The organism is Malaciobacter mytili LMG 24559 (assembly GCF_003346775.1).
GTDB lineage: Bacteria > Campylobacterota > Campylobacteria > Campylobacterales > Arcobacteraceae > Malaciobacter > Malaciobacter mytili.
Genome location: NZ_CP031219.1, coordinates 1,862,652 through 1,879,654 on the forward strand (window position 1 = coordinate 1,862,652; position 17,003 = coordinate 1,879,654).

Consider the following 17,003-nt stretch of genomic DNA (forward strand, 5'->3'; position numbering starts at 1 on the left):
GTGAACTTTGAGCTATTTAAACTCAAAAACAAATAAATATTTATTTGTAATTTTATTAATCACCTCTTTTTTTATTGCTTTTATTTTCTATTTACTTACAAATTTAAATAATAGTGATAAACTTTTAAATAGACTTGAAAATGCCTTAACAACTACTAAAAATCTCTTTGAAGAACAAAAAAGATATGCTTTATCTTTATCTATTTTATTATCAGAAGATAAAGAACTAATAGAAAGTTTTATAAAAAATAATAGAGAAGCAACTTTTGAAATTGTAAATAAAAAAATAGATACTTTAAAGCAATTACAAAATAGTAATTTTGAAGTTCAAATACATAATATAAATCTAACTACTTATTTAAGAAGCTGGGATTTAAGTATAAAAGATATTCCTTTAGAGTCTTTTAGACAAGGCTTAGTAAAAGTAAAAGAGAGTAAAAAACCACTTGTTTCAATTGAACTTGGAAAAAGATTAAATATTAAAGCTATCTCGCCACTAATAAAAGATGAAAAATTTATAGGTTCTCTTGAAACAATTATTGATTTTAAATATTTATCAAATGAATTAAAACAAAAAGGATATAAGCTTTTTGTACTTTTAGATAAAAAATATCTAAATATAGCAACTGATCTTAAAAACAATGAAACAATTGCAAATTTTGTAATAGTAAATGACTCTTCAAAAATAATATTTGAGAATTTGGATTTAAAAAATTTAAATGATTATGGCTATGTTTCAAATGATAAATACTCTTTTGCATATTTTTCATATTATGATTTAAATGGAAATTTTTTAGGATATATTTTTACAGCAATTGAAAATAAAAATCATCTAAATTTCAATAATTCTTATGATTATGAAACACTAACTTCAACATCAAAGGTACAAATAAAATGAGATTATTATTACTAGAAGATGATTTAGACTATAAAATCAGTATTAAAGAGTATTTAGAATCAATTGATTATATTGTAGATGATTTTGATAATGGAGAAGATGCTTTAAGTGCCATTTATGAAAATAAATACCACCTATTGATTTTAGATATAAGAGTTCCTAAACTTAATGGTTATGAATTAGTAAAAATATTAAGACAAAACAATGACAACACCCCTGTAATTTATATTACTTCTTTAACAGATATAAATAACCTAAGTCTTGGATATGAACTTGGATGTAATGATTATATAAAAAAACCTTTTTCTCCTAAAGAACTAAAATATAGAATAGAGCAATTAATAAAGCTATTTTACTCAAATGACAATAGTAATAAAATTGAATTAAAGCCTGATTTTATCTATGATGTTTTAAAAACAGAACTATATAAAAATGAAAAACTAATTCCTCTTACAAAAAAAGAAGCAGAAGTTGTTTTTTGTTTAATTTCTAATAAAAATCAATTTATAAGCATAGATAAACTTCGAACTGAAGTTTGGGAAGATAGATATATTTGTGAAGCAGATATTAGGGTTTGTATAAAAAAAATAAGAGATAAAACCTCAAAAGATTTTATATTAAATCAAAGAGGTGTAGGATATAAAATTGATAGAAAAGAGTAAAAACTTTATACTAAAAATTTCACTTTTTTATACTATTTTATTTTTTGTATTTATAGCAATACCTACATATTTTTATACTAACTTAGAACTTCAAAACTATAAAAATAATCAAGATAGACTTTTAATAGAGTATGCACAAAAAACACAAAGGGCTATTTATGATTTTAATAATTCTAAAAGTGATACTTTTAATTTCCCAAAATCTTTTAAATTTGAAGCTATTTTACTTACAAAACATAATAAAATTATCTATAAAACTAAAAATTTAAAAGTAAAACAAAACATAGAAAAATTAACCCTAAGAGTTGAACTTTCACCAAATAGATTAGAAGCAAAATATTTAATTATCTCTAAAAATATCTCATATAAAGAGATATATCTTAAGATATTGATTTTAGCTTTAAGTATTACTTTATTTATTTTTATTTCCATATATCTAATAATAAAAGCTAGTATTGAACCATATAAAAAAGCAAATGAATATTTAGATGCTTTTTTCAATGATGCTATGCATGAATTAAAAACTCCATTGGGAGTAATTCAACTAAATTTAGAAGTTTTAGAAGAAAAACAGCCTGAAACAAAAGAGATAAAGCGTTCTATGAATGCTGTAAAAAATCTTTTTTTAGTTTATGAAGATATTGAGTATTTAATAAAACAAAAAAGTGTTCAATATAATAAAGAAAAAATAGATTTTTCTTCTTTTTTATCTCAAAGAGTAGATCAATTTGAAAGTCTAACTCTTACTAAAAATTTAAAATTTGACTTAAATATTCAAAATAATATACAAATTAATATAAATAGAACACATTTACAAAGAGTTATAGATAATACCATCTCAAATGCAATAAAATACTCTTTTAAAGATAGTATAATTACTATAAAATTAGAAAAAATAGAAGAAGATAAAATTAGTTTTAGTGTAAATAATTTTGGAGAAACTATAAAAAACAAAAAAACAATTTTTAATAGATACTATAAAGAAAACCACATAAAAGGGGGCTTTGGTATAGGTTTAAATATTGTAAAAAATATTTGTGAACAAAATCAAATAGAAATACTTTTATCTTCAAATGAAAAAGAAGGAACTACTTTCCAATATATATTCTTAATTTAATCTTAAATTGATACACTAAAAGTAAACATAAAAGTAACTTTATATTTATATAATACTTTATCATTTTAAAGGAGCAATTATGAATACAAAAAAAATCATCTGTATCTCTGCACTTATCTCACTTTTTTCTTCTTATACATTTGCATTTGATGGAAAAGAGTTACAAAAAAGAAGTGATAGAGGATTTGAAAAACCTAAAATGGAATATAAAGTTCCAGATATAAAAGATTTACCAGATAATGAATATGGTAAATTGGTAAAATATGGTAAAGAATTAATAGTTCATACATATAAATATATTGGTCCAGAAGTTGAAAATCCAGCTATGAGATATGCAGGGAATAATAACTCATGTCAAAACTGTCACCTAGATGCAGGTACAAAAAAATTCTCAGCACCATTTGTTGGAACATTTGGAGAATTTCCACAATATAGACCAAGAGAAGATGCCATTGGAACATTAACAGCTAGAATCAATGGTTGTATGCAAAGAAGTATGAATGGATACCCTCTTCCAGCTCAAAGTAAAGAGATGAAAGCTATGGAAGCATATATGCATTGGTTAAGTCAAGGTTATCCTGTTGGTGGAGCTAAAGTTGAAGGTAGAGGTTTAGCAAAAATTGATAGAAAAATGATTAAACAAAATAAAGCTGATGTTGAAAATGGGCAAAAAGTTTATGCTCAACATTGTGCCTCTTGCCATGGTGTAAATGGTGAAGGTGTAAAAAATGAAGGTAGAGCAAATGGTTATATGTTCCCTGCACTATGGGGTACAACAGATACTTATAATAAAGGAGCAGGAATGTATAGAGTTTTAAAAGCTGCTGATTTTATAAAAAGTAATATGCCTTTAGGTGCAACAAAAGAAAATCCTATTTTAACAGATAAAGAAGCATATGATGTGGCAGCATATATGAACCAAGATAGTCACTATAGACCAGAAAAAATCAATAGAACATCTGACTTCCCAGATGATAAAGTAAAAGCTCCAGATGTATATAGACCAAATATAGAATCAAAAGAGCATCAATTTGGACCATTTGGTAAAATTATTAAATAAGAGGGAAATTCCTCTTATTTAAAAAAGTTATCTATATCTTCTAAAACCTCTTCAAAATTCTCAAAAGAGTGATTTCCACCCTCTTGTACAATAGCTTTTGAATTTGGAAGTTTTTCTAAAGCCTGTTTATAATCTAATACCTCATCACCTGTTTGTAATAAAAGTAAAAAGTTATTTTGATTTTCTATAGTTTTTACTTCAAACTCTTTTAAACTATTTAAATGTGAAGTTGTTGATTCAAAAGTAGATAAATCATAATAATTTGTAGCCATTCCAACTTTTTCTAAAGTTTTATATGGATAAATAGCAGGATTTATTAAAACTGCTTTTAAATTATATTTATTTGCCAAATATATACTATAAAATCCTCCCAATGAAGATCCCATTAAATAAACTTTTTCTTCTTTTTTTATAAGTAATTTTATTAATTGTTCTAAGGTATCAATGGCTAAAGAAGGAACATAAGATAAAGAAGGAAGAATAATCTCTTCTTTATACTTATTTCTTAAAATTGAAGCTTTTCCTCCAAAACCACTACTTCCAAATCCATGAATATAAATTATCATTTTTTCTTCTCCTTTTTATTTTTTTGAAGCATAAAAGTTGCTATTGAAGTAATTATAATACCAGGGATAACAATAGTTTCAATATTTTTGCCATCTATTAAATAAAGTAAAATAGCAACGGCTATTGGATTTAAATAAATATAAGACATCACTTTTGTAGGACCTAAGATAACTGTACTTCTTTGGTATAAAAATAAAGTAATTATTGTTGTACCTATTATTAAATAAAGCATATTATATACTAAAGTTCCCTCAACTAAATGCCAATTTAAGGGTTGTTGAAAAATTAACATTCCAATTCCCATCCAAATAGCACCTCCAATTAGTGTACAAAAAACTAAAACAAAAGGATTATCATTTTTATATAAAAGTTTTATTGAAATTGAATAACAACACATTGAAAAAGAAGCAATTATAAAAATATAATCTCCACTATTTAAAGAAAAAGAAAAAAGTAACTCTAAATTTGCTTTAAAAATTACCCAAAGAGTTCCTACTAGCCCTATAATATATACAAATAATTTATTAACTCCAATTTTTTCTTTAAAAATTATTAAAGCCATAATTGCTGTCATTAAAGGAACTAAAGTATAAAGAGTACCTGTATTTAAAACCGTAGTAGTTTTAAGTGCCTCAAACATTCCCATAAAATAAAGTGAATAAAATAGACTAATTCCCATAGCTCTTGGCATTGTAGAAACTATTTTACTTCTAAATGATTTTTTAATTAAAATAAATGGTGCAAAAATTAAAACAGAACCTACAAATCTTAAAAGAGTTAAAGATAAAGGATTAACTGTTTGTACTAATTTTTCAGAAGCTAAAAAAGACCCTCCTACTAAAAAAGTTGCTATTAATACATATATATGTGCTTGTAAATCTAATGTTTTCAAAAATTTCCTTTATTTTTTTGCAAATTGTAATAAATAAAATTTGCTTTGTCATTTACATATGTTCATAGATTTTCTAATTCTACTTAATTGTGTAGGAGTTATTCCCAAATGGGATGCTATATGATGCTGTGCAACTCTATTTTCAATATTTGGATATTTTTTTATAAAATTCAAATATCTTTTTGTAGCATCATCAACAGCAAAAGAGATTTCAACTTTTTCTTTTTCAATTATCCAATTTTTTTCAATATATTTAATATAAAAGTTTTTTAAATCCTCTTTTTTATTTATTAAAGCTTTATACTCTTTAAAATCAATATCAATAACAATACTATCTTCTAAAGCTTCTATACATAAATATGAGTTTTCTTCTGTTAATAAAGAGACAACAGAAGCAGAAAAAAAATTCTCACAAAAAAGATTTTTATTATAAGTATTTGCCTTTTCATCTAAAAAATAAGTTCTTAATAAACCTTTGCAAATAAAATGTATAAATTTTGCTTTATCTCCTAATAAAAGTAAATTTTCACCCTTTTTTACTTTTTTTAAATAACAAAAGTTTTTAAACTCTTCAAAAGTTTCATCACTTATGAAAGAATAGCTATTTATTGCTGTTCTTAACTGTAAAAAGTAGGTTTGATTATTCACTTATTATCTCCATAAAAAATGGATAATAACGAAAAAGCTATAAAAAAACTCTTGTATAGCTTTTCTTTAACATTTATTTAATTTTATCTCTTCTTTTTGTTTTTTTGTTAATTTCTCAACCACAAGATTATAAGACTCATTTATCATCTCTTTGATAATTTTATTATCTATACTTTTATCTAAAATAATAGTATTCCAATATTTTTTATTCATATGATAACCTTCAATAACACTTGAATATATCTCCCTATATGCAAGGGCATCATTTGGATCACATTTTAAGTTTATTCTTATAAGTCCTTCTTCAATCCAATAAAGTGCAAACATTTTATTTTTTACTTTAAAAACAGTTATTTCTTCACCAAAAGGAAACTCTTTTTTTGAACAAGGCTTTGATAATAAAAATTTATCTAAAGATTTTTTTTGCATTTTTAACTCTTTATATACTCTAAAAGATTTTCAAAAGCTGCTTTAAAATATAGCTCATAATTACTCTTTTCTACATATCCTAAATGGGGAGTACAAAGGACATTTTCCAAACTTAATAAAGGTTCATTTTCAATAGTTGCAGGCTCAATATCAAAAACATCAACTATTGCTCTTTTTGTTTTATTATTATTTAATTCATTAAATAAAGCATTTTTTTCAACCAATGCAGCTCTACTTATATTTACAAATAAACTATCAGCTTTCATTAGCTCTAAGTCCTCTTTTTTAACACACTCAAAAGTTTCTTGAGTTAATTTTAAATGCAAAGTAATAATATCACAAGAAGAGAAAAACTCTTTTTTGCACCCTACACTTTCAAAGCCATCTTCTTTGGCTTTAAGTTGTGAAGTTTTACTTCCATACACAACTACTTGCATATTAAAAGCTTTTGCATATTTTGCAATTTGTTGCCCAATTTTACCATATCCCCAAATACCAATTCTTTGATTATTTAAAACTTTTCCCAATCCAAAAGAGTTTGAACTTTGCCAAATATTATTTGATAAGTTATTTGAATATTGCAAAATATTTCTTGAAGAGTTCATTATTAAAGCCCAACATAATTCAGCAGGAGCAATACTAGAGCCTACTCCTTCAAGTACACTAATTTTATATTCTTCACATAACTTTAAATTTAAATGATTACTAATTTTTCCCGTTTGACTTATTACTTTTAAATTGGGAAGATTTAATAAAAGATTTTTTGTTATTGTTGTTCTTTCTCTTATTAATACTAAAGCCTGCACATCTTTTAGTTTATCAATTAGTTCCACTTCACTATATGTTTTAGTAAGAATTTTCACTTGATGCTTTTTTAATAAAGAAAAACAATCTAAAGTTTTAACCACATCTTGATAATCATCTAAAATTGCAATTTTCATAAAGTTTCCTAATTTTTTAATAAGTATATTATAAAAAAAGCTTTTTAAATATAAATCTTTCATATTGCTATATTTTTTTAAACCTAATAAAAATTTCAATATAATTGCTTTATTAATTATGTAGGATTTATTATGGCAAAGAAAAATAAGACTCTTTTTGAATGTCAGCATTGTGGAGAGCAAAGTACAAAATGGCTTGGAAAATGTCCAAATTGTGGAGGTTGGGATAGTTTTATAGAATTAAATCAAGAACAACAAGAGACTTTAAAAAGAACTACACAATTAGTTTCAACAACTTCAAAAGCAAAACCAATTACTCAAATACAGCAAGATGATATTTCAAGATTTTCTTCAAATAATAGTGAATTTGATTTGGTTTTAGGTGGAGGGATTGTTCCTGGAAGCTTAACTTTAATTGGAGGAAGTCCAGGAGTTGGAAAATCAACTTTATTATTAAAAGTTGCAGGCTCTATTGCATCAAGTGGTAAAAAAGTATTATATGTTTCAGGAGAAGAGAGTGCTGGACAAATAAAACTAAGAGCAAATAGACTTGAAGCAAATAATGAAAATCTATTTTTATTAAGTGAAATAAAACTTGAAGAGATAATGGATGAATTTTTAAGACAAGATTATGAAGTGGCTATTATAGACTCAATTCAAACTATTTACTCTGGCACATTAACTTCAGCTCCAGGAAGTGTATCTCAAGTAAGAGAGATAACTTTTGAGCTTATGAGAAAAGCAAAAGATAGTGATATAGCTATGTTTATTATTGGACATATTACAAAAGATGGAAGTATTGCAGGTCCAAGAGTATTGGAACATATGGTGGATACTGTTTTATACTTTGAAGGAGAAGCAAGTAGAGAAATAAGAATGTTAAGAGGCTTTAAAAATAGATTTGGTTCTACTTCTGAAATTGGTATTTTTGAAATGACAAATGAAGGCTTAGTAAGTGCAAAAGATATAGCTTCTAAATTCTTTGATAGAACAAAAGCACAAAGTGGTTCTGCTTTAACTGTAGCTATGGAAGGAAGTCGTGCTTTAATTTTAGAAGTTCAAGCTTTAGTTACAGAAAGTACATACCCAAACCCAAAAAGAAGTGCAACAGGCTTTGATGTAAATAGATTAAATATGCTTTTAGCACTACTTGAAAAGAAAATTGATTTGCCATTAAATCATTATGATGTATTTGTAAATATAAGTGGTGGTATTAAAATAAAAGAGAGTTCTGCTGATTTAGCTGTAATTGCAAGTATTATAAGCTCTTTTAGAGATAGACCCTTATCAAAAGAATCAGCTTTTATTGGTGAAGTATCTTTAACAGGAGAAATAAAAGATGTTTACTCTATTGACATAAGATTAAAAGAAGCACAAGCACAAGGTATAAAAAAAGCAATTTGTGCCCAAAAACCAAATACTAAACTTGATATAAAAGTTTTTGCAGTTGATGAAGTTACTAAAATGTTGGAGCTTTTTTAGTTTAGCTTAAAATATGTTTGTTTTTGTTATTATTTCGCAAAATATATGTTAGGGAAAATATGATAGATTTAGACAATAAAGTAGATTTTGATATTGATTTACAACTTGTTGAAACAATAACTAAAGAATTGACAAATAAAGAAGTTGAACTTATTATTACAAATAATAAAGAGATTCAAGAGTTAAATAAAGAACATAGGCAAAAAGATAAGCCAACTGATGTTCTTAGCTTTCCTTTAGAGTTCGATATGCCAAGTATGCCACTTGGTTCAATCGTAATTTCAAAAGATTTTGTTGAAGAGAAAGCAAAAGAGTATAATCACTCTTTTCATGATGAGTTTGCTCTTTTATATATTCATGGTCTTTTACACCTTTTAGGTTATGACCATGAGATAGATAATGGTGAGCAAAGACAAAAAGAAGAAGAACTTATTACTAAATATAATCTTCCAAAAAGTTTGATTATTAGGAATTCATAATTATGGATATTTTAATATTTATAATTTCAATGAGTGCTTTAATTTATGGAGCTGATTTTATAATTCAGCAAAGTGAGAAAATTGCACTACATTATAATATCTCTCATTTTGTAATTGGAGCAACATTAGTAGCTATTGGTACAAGTTTACCTGAAATGGCTGTTTCAATGTCTGCTTCACTTAAAGGAAGTGGGGATATTGCAGTTGCAAATGTAATTGGTAGCACTATTTTTAATATTTCACTTGTTTTAGGTTGTGTATTTTTAATAGCAAAAAAAATCTCACCTAATAGAGATTTATTTGCAAAAGACTCAGCTTGGTCACTTTTCCCTATTTTAATCTTTATTCTTATGGCAATAGATGGTAAATTAAATGCTATTGATGGTGTTTTATTTTTATTTTTAATGGCTGGTTATTTATTGTTTTTAATTGGTTCAAACCAAATAGATGAAGTGGATGAAGAACTTGCAAAAGAAAAATTTCAATGGACTAAAACTTTAGTTTTATTAATAGTAGGTTTTTTATTTGTTGTAGTAGGAGCAGATTTTGCAATAGAAAGTGCTTCAAATATAGCAAGAAATTTTGGTATTAGTGAGTGGGTAATTGGTCTATTTTTAGTTGCTTTTGGGACAAGTTTACCTGAACTTACAATTTCAATTAAGTCTGCACTTAAAAATAATGCTGATTTAGCAATTGGAAATATTATTGGTTCTAATGTGGCAAATTTTACTGTGGTTTTAGGATTAAGTTCAATTTTAAATGATTTAAATGTAAATTTAAGAGAAAATATTTTTGATATTAGTGCAGCAGTGATAGTTTCAGTAATGCTTGTATTTATAACTGCAAATAAATTATATAATAAATCAGCAGGTATTGCCTTACTTGTAATACTTGGTCTTGTAATACAAAATAGTCTAGCCTAAGCTAAACTATTTTGAACAATCTGGGCAAATCCCAGTAAAAACTACGCTTGTTTCTTTAATAGTATAATTTTTAGAAGAGATTGCTTCTTTTAATAAACTTGAAGTATCAAGTTCAATATCCTCTATTTTTCCACAAGATGAACATACTAAATGAGAATGTTCTTCTTTTACTAATTCATAAACTGATTTTGCATTTGGTATTTTTACTTCATTTAAAAATACTTTTTCAATCATTGCATTTACATTTTTATAAATAGTTGCAAGAGAAATAGATGGAAATTTTGATAAAAGTTTTTTATATAAATCATCTATATTCATATGACCATTCATATATAGCTCTTCTACAATTGCCACTCTTTGTGGAGTAACTTTTAAATCATACTCTTTAAGTAAAGTTGTATAATTCATCATATTTTTCTACCTTTTACCTTTCGTGAAATAATACTATATATATCTTTATTTTTCCTACATTTTTCAATTATTGAAAGTTTAATTAAAAAAAATAAAATTTTTACTAAGTATTAAAAACTATTAGGGGAAAATTATTTTCCTTTAAGAAATAAAAGATTATAATTCTCTAAAGAAAAAAATTATCCAAAGGAAAAGAAAATGAAAAATTCAATTTTACAATTAAAAGTTATCCAAGCAAGTTCGTTAGTAATGTTTACTAAAATCCATAATTACCACTGGAACATCAAAGGTATGCAGTTTTTTCCAATTCATGAAATGACTGAAAAGATTTATGAACAATTTAGCACATTATATGATGATGCAGCAGAAAGAATATTACAATTAGGTGAAAAACCTTTAGTATTATTAGATGAGATTAAAAGTACTTCAGTAATTAAAGAAGATTCAAAAACAGATTTTGATGCAAAATATGTTTTAGAAAATATTTTAAATGATTTTGAAACTTTATTAAAAGAGTTTAAAGTTTTATCAAAAACTGCTTGTGAAAATGAAGATAATACAACAGTGGCTTTTGCAGATGAAAAAGTAGCTCATTTAGAAAAAAATATTTGGATGATTAAAGCTTCTTTAGCATAATGTCTATTTTCATTTAAGTTTTATTGCCATATAATAGCTATGGAAAATATTTTTCCATAGCTTTAAATTACAGGAGTAAAAATGAGACAATACGAATCATATAAATGTAATACATGTGGTAATGTTGTAGAAGTACAAAAAGTTGGTGGTGGTGAATTGCATTGCTGTGGTCAAAAGATGGAAATGATTACAGAAAATTTAACTGCTGTTAATCTTATGAAGGCTTTTGCTGGTGAATCTATGGCAAGAAACAAATATGAGTATTTTGCTAAAATAGCTCAAAAAGAGGGATATAGAGATATAGCTGACCACTTCCAAAGAGCTGCAAACAATGAAAAAATGCACGCTAAACTTGAATTAAAAGCTTACAATCAACTAATTTACGATAAAGAGTTTGGAAATACTTTAGAAAATCTTGCAATTGCAAGAGATGGTGAAAACTATGAAAATGTAACTATGTATCCAGATTTTGCAAGAATTGCAAAAGATGAGGGATATAGAGAGATTTCTAAAATGTTACAAATGATTGGAAATATTGAAGTTGAACATGAAAATATGTATAAAAGACTACTTGAAAGACTAGAATCTGGAAAAGAGTTTGAAAGCGATGAAGAAGAAGAGTGGATTTGTGAAGTATGTGGTCATGTACATAGAGGTAAAAAAGCTTTAAAAGTTTGCCCTGTTTGTAAACATCCGCAAGAATACCAATCAAGAATGAATACTATAAAGTAGAGTTTTTTCTCTACTTTTTTTAAAGCTATGAAAAAATATCTACTTTTATTTATTTTTTTTACTACTTTACTCTTTTCAAAAGAGTTTAGTGTAACTTCATATAATGTAGAAAATTTTTTTGATTTAAACTATGATAAAACTGAATATGAAGAGTATATCCCAAATAGTAAATCAAATTGGAATAAAAGTACATATAATAAAAAAATAGAAAATATTGCAAAAGTTTTAAAAGAACTTGATAGTTCAATTATTGCTTTACAAGAAATAGAATCAAAACTTATTTTAAAAGATTTACAAAGAAAACTTCCTAAATATAAATATATTACTTTTGTAAAATACCCAAATAGTAGTGTGGGATTAGGATTTTTAAGTAAAATAAAAATACTTCATAATAATCAAATAAAAGTTAGATTTCAAGATAAAACTTTTAGACCCATACTTGAAACAACCTTTATTTTTGACAAAATAAAATTTAAAATTTTTAATAATCATTGGCCTTCTAAAAAATCAAAAGAGAGCTATAGAATAAAGTATGCTTATGCTTTATTAAATGCAATTAAAGAACTACCAAAAGATTATGATTATATTATCTTAGGTGATTTTAACTCAAATTATAATGAAAAAGAGACTTTAAAATTTGATAAACTTTTAAATGATAGTTCTGCTATTACAGGAATTAATGATATATTAAATACAACTATTAAAAAAGAGTTTATAAATAAAAGTTCTATTTTAGAACAAAAACAAAGAGCACATTATAATTTATGGTTTGAACTTAAATATCAAGATAGATTTTCTTATAAATTTAAAGGACAAAATAGTACTCCTGATAATATTATTTTACCTATTAGTATGTTTGATAAAAAAAATATTTCATATATAAATAACTCTTTTAAGGTTTTTAAACCACCTTATTTATATGATAATAAAAAAATCAATAGGTGGCAAATAAAAAATGGTATTCATAAAAAAGTTGGTTTTTCTGACCACTTACCAATAAGTGCCTCTTTTAAAATCTCAAACTTTGAAAAAATTGAACAAAACTATTCAAAAATTAGTGATTTATATAAAACCTCACAGTTAGAACAAGAGTTTGATTTAAAACAAGCAGTTGTAATTTACAAAAACAAAGATAGTGCCATAATTAAACAAGAAGATAATAGAGCAATTTTTATTTATAAAGCACCCTATCTTAAACTAGCTTATAGTTATGATTTAAGAGTTAAAAGTATAAATGAATTTTTTGGATTAAAACAAATAGAAAACTTTTCTACAATAAAAGTTAATAAAAAAATCAAAGAATTAAATCCTTATTATTTAAAAGTTGAAGATATAAATAATTTTGAAGATTTAAAATATCAAAATGAAGTTTTAGTAAATTTTGAAGCTTTATATAAAGATAAAAAATTAGAATTTAATAATCAAAAAATAAAAGTATATTTTAAAAATCATATTCCAAAAGATAATAAAAGAATTTTTGTAAAAAAAGCACATATTGCTTACTTTAAACAATATGTACAGTTAATTATTTATTCAAAAGAGGATTTTGAAATAATAAATTAAGAGTTTTTAGCTTTTTTAATATCTTGTGTATATTTATATTCAATAAAATTATAAACATTTGCATCTTTATTTTTTGATAAAAATAAAAACATCTCAAAAAGTCTAAATCCAACTCTAAAAAAACCTGTAAAAGGTAAAAAATAAGCTATTATTGCCATTTGCTTATGATAAGGATAGTATTTATCATACTCTTTTTTTAACTCTTCTAAAGCCAAGCTTTGCTCTTTTAATTTTGCAACTTCATTAGTTCTTACAACAGAAAAAACAACTACTATATTTATAAAAAGCATTAAAATATTTGCTAACCAACCTAAAATAAATATCTCTTCGTAACTCAAAAAAACAATCCTTTACTTTTTTTTATATTATACAATAATATCTTTGAACCTATAAAGCAACATTTAGGTAATATATCAAAATGTTAATTAAATCAATTTTTACAAACAGTAGTGGTATTTTAGTCTCTAGAATCTTAGGTTTTATAAGAGACTTATTAACAGCTTCTATTTTAGGGGCAAATATATATAGTGATATTTTCTTTGTGGCTTTTAAACTTCCAAACCTTTTTAGAAGAATTTTTGCAGAAGGAGCTTTTACTCAGGCTTTTATTCCAGCTTATGCAAAGTCTAAACGTAAAATTAGATTCTCTTCAATGGTATTTTTGCAACTTTTAGGATTTTTAATAGTTTTATCTTTATTGGTAAGTTTATTTTCAACTTTAGTTACAAAAGTAATTGCCGTTGGATTTGATGCAAAAACTATTGATTTAGCTGCACCTCTTGTGGCAATAAATTTTTACTATTTACCTTTAATATTTATTGTAACTTTTATGGCTGCCCTACTTCAATATAAGCACCATTTTGCAACAACAGCTTATTCCACAGCTTTACTTAACTTAGCTTTAATAGCAGCTTTACTAATCTCTAAAGATTTTGAAAAATATGAAATTACTTATTATCTTTCTTATGGGGTAATTGTAGGTGGAATTTTACAAGTTTTAGCGCATCTTTATGCAATAAAAAATAAGAATTTATTAAAAATTTTTACTTTTAGAAGAGAAAAAAAAAGAGAATCTAGCTTTTATAAAAGATTTTTTGAAGCAACTTTAGGAAGTTCAACTTCTCATATTTCAGCCTTTTTAGATACTTGGCTTGCTTCTTTTTTAGTTAGTGGTTCAATTTCATATTTATATTATGCAAATAGGGTTTTTCAGCTTCCTTTAGCACTTTTTGCAATAGCAACTTCTATTGCACTTTTTCCAATGATAGCAAAAGCTATTAAAAATAAAGATGAACAAAGAGCCTTATATTTATTAAGAAAATCAACAATAATTTTATTTTCAATATTAAGTATTTCAACAGCCATTGGCATAATTTTTGATGATTTTATTATTTGGCTTTTATTTCAAAGAGGTGCTTTTGATGCAGTTGATACACAAAATACTGCACTTATTTTATCTATGTATTTAATAGGACTTCTTCCTTTTGGATTAGCAAAAATATTTTCACTTTGGCTATATTCATATGAAAAACAGTTTATTGCAGCTAAGATTTCTATGAAAGCATTAGCTTGGAATATAGTTTTTTCATTAGCTTTTATTATTCCTTTTGAAGCAGCAGGACTTGCTTTTGCAAGTACTTTAAGTGGCTTTATACTCTTTTATTTAACAATCAAAGAATTTGGATTACAAAAGTTTATCAATCTTTTTAAAAACAAAAGTTTGATATAATCACAACTTCGAATTTATAAATAGGATTTATATGAAAGATTTTTTTAAACAGTACATTCCATATTACAAAGATTATAAGCTTAAATTTTTCTATGCTTTTATAGGGATGGCACTAGTTGCTGGAGGTACTTCAGGAGCAGCTTATGTTGTAAAACCTCTGCTTGATGAAATTTTTATTGCAAAAGATTTAACTAAACTTTATACTATTCCTGCATTGGTTATTGGTTTATATTTTGCAAAAGGCTTAGGTAAATATGTACAAGCATATTATATCTCTTTTATTGGACAAGATATTATTAGAAAAGTTAGAGATAAACTTTTAAAACATACTTTAACTTTAGATATAGAGTTTTTTCAAAAAAAACATGGTGGAGAATTAATCTCTAGAATTACAAATGATATTAATAAAATTCAATCTGCTGTATCAAGTCAAATAGCTGAATTTATAAAAGAATTTCTTACTATTTTTGCACTTATTTTTGTTGTTATTTATCAAAGTGCAGAGATGGCTTTTTATGGGCTTATAGTTATGCCTTTAGCTATCTTCCCACTTTCAAGATTAGCAAAAAAAATGAAAAAGTTATCATTTGATTCACAAGAAAAAATCTCAAATATTACTACACATTTAAGTGAAACTTTTAATAATATTGAAATAATTAAAGCAAATTCAACAGAACAAATTGAAACTGAAAAGTTTGAAGATCATAATAAAAAATATTTTCATGTATCAATAAAAGCTGTTAAAACAAATGAATTAGTTTCTCCAATAATGGAGACTTTAGGTGCTTTAGCTATTGCAACAGTTATTATACTTGGAGGGACAAAAGTTATTGAAGGAGAACTTACAGTTGGAGAGTTTTTCTCTTTTATGACAGCTTTATTTATGCTTTATACTCCTATAAAAACTATCTCTTCTTTATATAATAAAATGCAAGGTGCTTTAGCTGCAAATGAAAGAATCAATGAACTATTTAGTGTTAAAAGTAATATTATTTCTGGAAATGAAAAATTAAATGAAGATATTAAAGAGATAACTTTTAATGATATTTGTTTAAATTATGATGAAATTCCAGCTTTAAAAAATATTAATTTACATATTAAAAAAGGTGAAACACTAGCTCTTGTAGGGGATAGTGGGGGAGGAAAATCCTCTTTAGTAAACTTAATTATTAGATTTTATGATGCCCATAAAGGTGAAATAAAATTTAATAACCATAATATTAGAGATATAGATATAAAATCTTTAAGAGATATTGTTTCAATTGTAACTCAACGGGTATATATTTTCAATGATACTGTTTGTGCAAATATTGCCTATGGACAAGAAATTAATGAACAAAAAGTTATTGAAGCACTTAAACAAGCCCATGCTTATGACTTTGTAAATAGTATGGAAAAGGGAATTCACACTAAACTTGATGAGTTTGGAACAAATTTAAGTGGTGGACAAAGACAAAGAATAGCAATAGCAAGAGCTTTATATAAAAACCCACAAATTCTAATTTTAGATGAAGCCACATCTGCTCTTGATAATGAAAGTGAATCAATTATTTCAGAAGTAATTGATGAAATTAGTAAAGATAAAATAACATTTATAATTGCCCATAGATTAAGTACAATTAAACATGCAACAAATATTGCTGTATTTAAAAAGGGTCAAATAGTTTGTATTGGAAATGAACAAAAACTTAAAAATGAGTGTGAAGAGTACAAAAGACTTCACAACTTAGCAAACATTTAAACTAACCTAGTTTAAATGTTTTTTAATAACAATTTACTAAAACTACATATTAAAACAAAAATTTAATCTAATTTAGATAAAATATTAAAATTT

19 protein-coding genes are annotated in these 17,003 nt (G+C 25.1%); 12 read left to right on the top strand and 7 right to left on the bottom strand.

Annotated features, from left to right (window positions below; translation table 11 throughout):
• Window positions 1-7 precede the first annotated feature (7 nt).
• The 4 genes from AMYT_RS09140 (at window position 8) to AMYT_RS09155 (ending at window position 3,737) form a co-directional block, all read left to right on the top strand.
• Window positions 8-898: a cache domain-containing protein gene (locus AMYT_RS09140; protein WP_114842244.1), complete on the top strand. Its 891-nt coding sequence runs from the start codon at window positions 8-10 to the stop codon at window positions 896-898.
• The gene (locus tag AMYT_RS09145) at window positions 895-1,560 is read left to right on the top strand and encodes a response regulator transcription factor (RefSeq protein WP_114842245.1); all 666 of its coding nucleotides are present in this window, start codon (window positions 895-897) and stop codon (window positions 1,558-1,560) included. The genes AMYT_RS09140 and AMYT_RS09145 overlap by 4 nt, the downstream gene beginning before the upstream one ends.
• The gene (locus tag AMYT_RS09150) at window positions 1,544-2,677 is read left to right on the top strand and encodes a sensor histidine kinase (RefSeq protein WP_114842246.1); all 1,134 of its coding nucleotides are present in this window, start codon (window positions 1,544-1,546) and stop codon (window positions 2,675-2,677) included. The genes AMYT_RS09145 and AMYT_RS09150 overlap by 17 nt, the downstream gene beginning before the upstream one ends.
• A gap of 79 nt (window positions 2,678-2,756) precedes the next feature.
• Entirely contained in the window at window positions 2,757-3,737 is a 981-nt protein-coding gene (locus AMYT_RS09155; protein ID WP_114842247.1) for a c-type cytochrome, read from the top strand.
• 14 nt (window positions 3,738-3,751) lie between these two features.
• On the opposite strand, the gene AMYT_RS09160 is transcribed toward AMYT_RS09155, so the two are convergent.
• The 5 genes from AMYT_RS09160 to AMYT_RS09180 form a co-directional block, all read right to left on the bottom strand.
• Complete coding sequence (locus AMYT_RS09160; protein ID WP_114842248.1) at window positions 3,752-4,303, bottom strand: YqiA/YcfP family alpha/beta fold hydrolase; 552 nt, start codon at window positions 4,301-4,303, stop codon at window positions 3,752-3,754.
• A complete protein-coding gene (locus tag AMYT_RS09165) occupies window positions 4,300-5,196 on the bottom strand; it encodes a DMT family transporter (RefSeq protein ID WP_114842249.1) in 897 nt (298 codons plus the stop codon). Before AMYT_RS09165 ends, AMYT_RS09160 begins: the two co-directional genes overlap by 4 nt.
• 48 nt (window positions 5,197-5,244) lie before the next feature.
• Window positions 5,245-5,844, bottom strand: a complete 600-nt coding sequence (locus tag AMYT_RS09170) for a Crp/Fnr family transcriptional regulator (RefSeq protein ID WP_114842250.1) — start codon at window positions 5,842-5,844, stop codon at window positions 5,245-5,247.
• A 66-nt stretch (window positions 5,845-5,910) separates the two neighbouring features.
• The gene (locus AMYT_RS09175) at window positions 5,911-6,273 is read right to left on the bottom strand and encodes an MmcQ/YjbR family DNA-binding protein (protein WP_114842251.1); all 363 of its coding nucleotides are present in this window, start codon (window positions 6,271-6,273) and stop codon (window positions 5,911-5,913) included.
• A 2-nt stretch (window positions 6,274-6,275) separates the two neighbouring features.
• Window positions 6,276-7,214, bottom strand: coding sequence for a D-2-hydroxyacid dehydrogenase family protein (locus AMYT_RS09180; RefSeq protein WP_114843179.1), 939 nt, complete (start codon window positions 7,212-7,214; stop codon window positions 6,276-6,278).
• 132 nt (window positions 7,215-7,346) lie between these two features.
• Here AMYT_RS09180 and radA point away from each other — a divergent pair, with 132 nt between their 5' ends.
• The 3 genes from radA to AMYT_RS09195 are packed head-to-tail and all read left to right on the top strand — an operon-like array spanning window position 7,347 to window position 10,098.
• On the top strand, window positions 7,347-8,696 hold the full coding sequence (radA, locus tag AMYT_RS09185; protein ID WP_114842252.1) for a DNA repair protein RadA: 1,350 nt from the start codon (window positions 7,347-7,349) through the stop codon (window positions 8,694-8,696).
• A gap of 59 nt (window positions 8,697-8,755) precedes the next feature.
• Window positions 8,756-9,175, top strand: coding sequence for an rRNA maturation RNase YbeY (ybeY, locus tag AMYT_RS09190; protein WP_114842253.1), 420 nt, complete (start codon window positions 8,756-8,758; stop codon window positions 9,173-9,175).
• A gap of 2 nt (window positions 9,176-9,177) precedes the next feature.
• Window positions 9,178-10,098: a calcium/sodium antiporter gene (locus AMYT_RS09195; RefSeq protein ID WP_114842254.1), complete on the top strand. Its 921-nt coding sequence runs from the start codon at window positions 9,178-9,180 to the stop codon at window positions 10,096-10,098.
• A 6-nt stretch (window positions 10,099-10,104) separates the two neighbouring features.
• On the opposite strand, the gene AMYT_RS09200 is transcribed toward AMYT_RS09195, so the two are convergent.
• Window positions 10,105-10,509 (bottom strand): Fur family transcriptional regulator, encoded by a 405-nt coding sequence (locus AMYT_RS09200; RefSeq protein ID WP_114842255.1) that lies wholly within the window; start codon window positions 10,507-10,509, stop codon window positions 10,105-10,107.
• A 198-nt stretch (window positions 10,510-10,707) separates the two neighbouring features.
• On the opposite strand from AMYT_RS09200, the gene AMYT_RS09205 reads away from it, so the two are divergent.
• The 3 genes from AMYT_RS09205 to AMYT_RS09215 all read left to right on the top strand — a co-directional run bounded on the left by AMYT_RS09205 (window position 10,708) and on the right by AMYT_RS09215 (window position 13,440).
• A complete protein-coding gene (locus AMYT_RS09205) occupies window positions 10,708-11,145 on the top strand; it encodes a Dps family protein (protein WP_114842256.1) in 438 nt (145 codons plus the stop codon).
• Between the two features lie 81 nt (window positions 11,146-11,226).
• A complete protein-coding gene (locus AMYT_RS09210; RefSeq protein WP_114842257.1) occupies window positions 11,227-11,877 on the top strand; it encodes a ferritin family protein in 651 nt (216 codons plus the stop codon).
• A 27-nt stretch (window positions 11,878-11,904) separates the two neighbouring features.
• Window positions 11,905-13,440, top strand: a complete 1,536-nt coding sequence (locus AMYT_RS09215) for an endonuclease/exonuclease/phosphatase family protein (RefSeq protein WP_114842258.1) — start codon at window positions 11,905-11,907, stop codon at window positions 13,438-13,440.
• Here the strand turns inward: AMYT_RS09215 and AMYT_RS09220 are convergent.
• A complete protein-coding gene (locus tag AMYT_RS09220; protein ID WP_114842259.1) occupies window positions 13,437-13,778 on the bottom strand; it encodes a hypothetical protein in 342 nt (113 codons plus the stop codon). The two genes, AMYT_RS09215 and AMYT_RS09220, sit on opposite strands and share 4 nt — an antisense overlap.
• An 80-nt stretch (window positions 13,779-13,858) precedes the next feature.
• Here AMYT_RS09220 and murJ point away from each other — a divergent pair, with 80 nt between their 5' ends.
• On the top strand, window positions 13,859-15,169 hold the full coding sequence (murJ, locus tag AMYT_RS09225) for a murein biosynthesis integral membrane protein MurJ (protein ID WP_114842260.1): 1,311 nt from the start codon (window positions 13,859-13,861) through the stop codon (window positions 15,167-15,169).
• Window positions 15,170-15,200: 31 nt separating this feature from the next.
• A complete protein-coding gene (locus AMYT_RS09230) occupies window positions 15,201-16,910 on the top strand; it encodes an ABC transporter ATP-binding protein (protein WP_114842261.1) in 1,710 nt (569 codons plus the stop codon).
• Window positions 16,911-17,003: the final 93 nt, after the last annotated feature.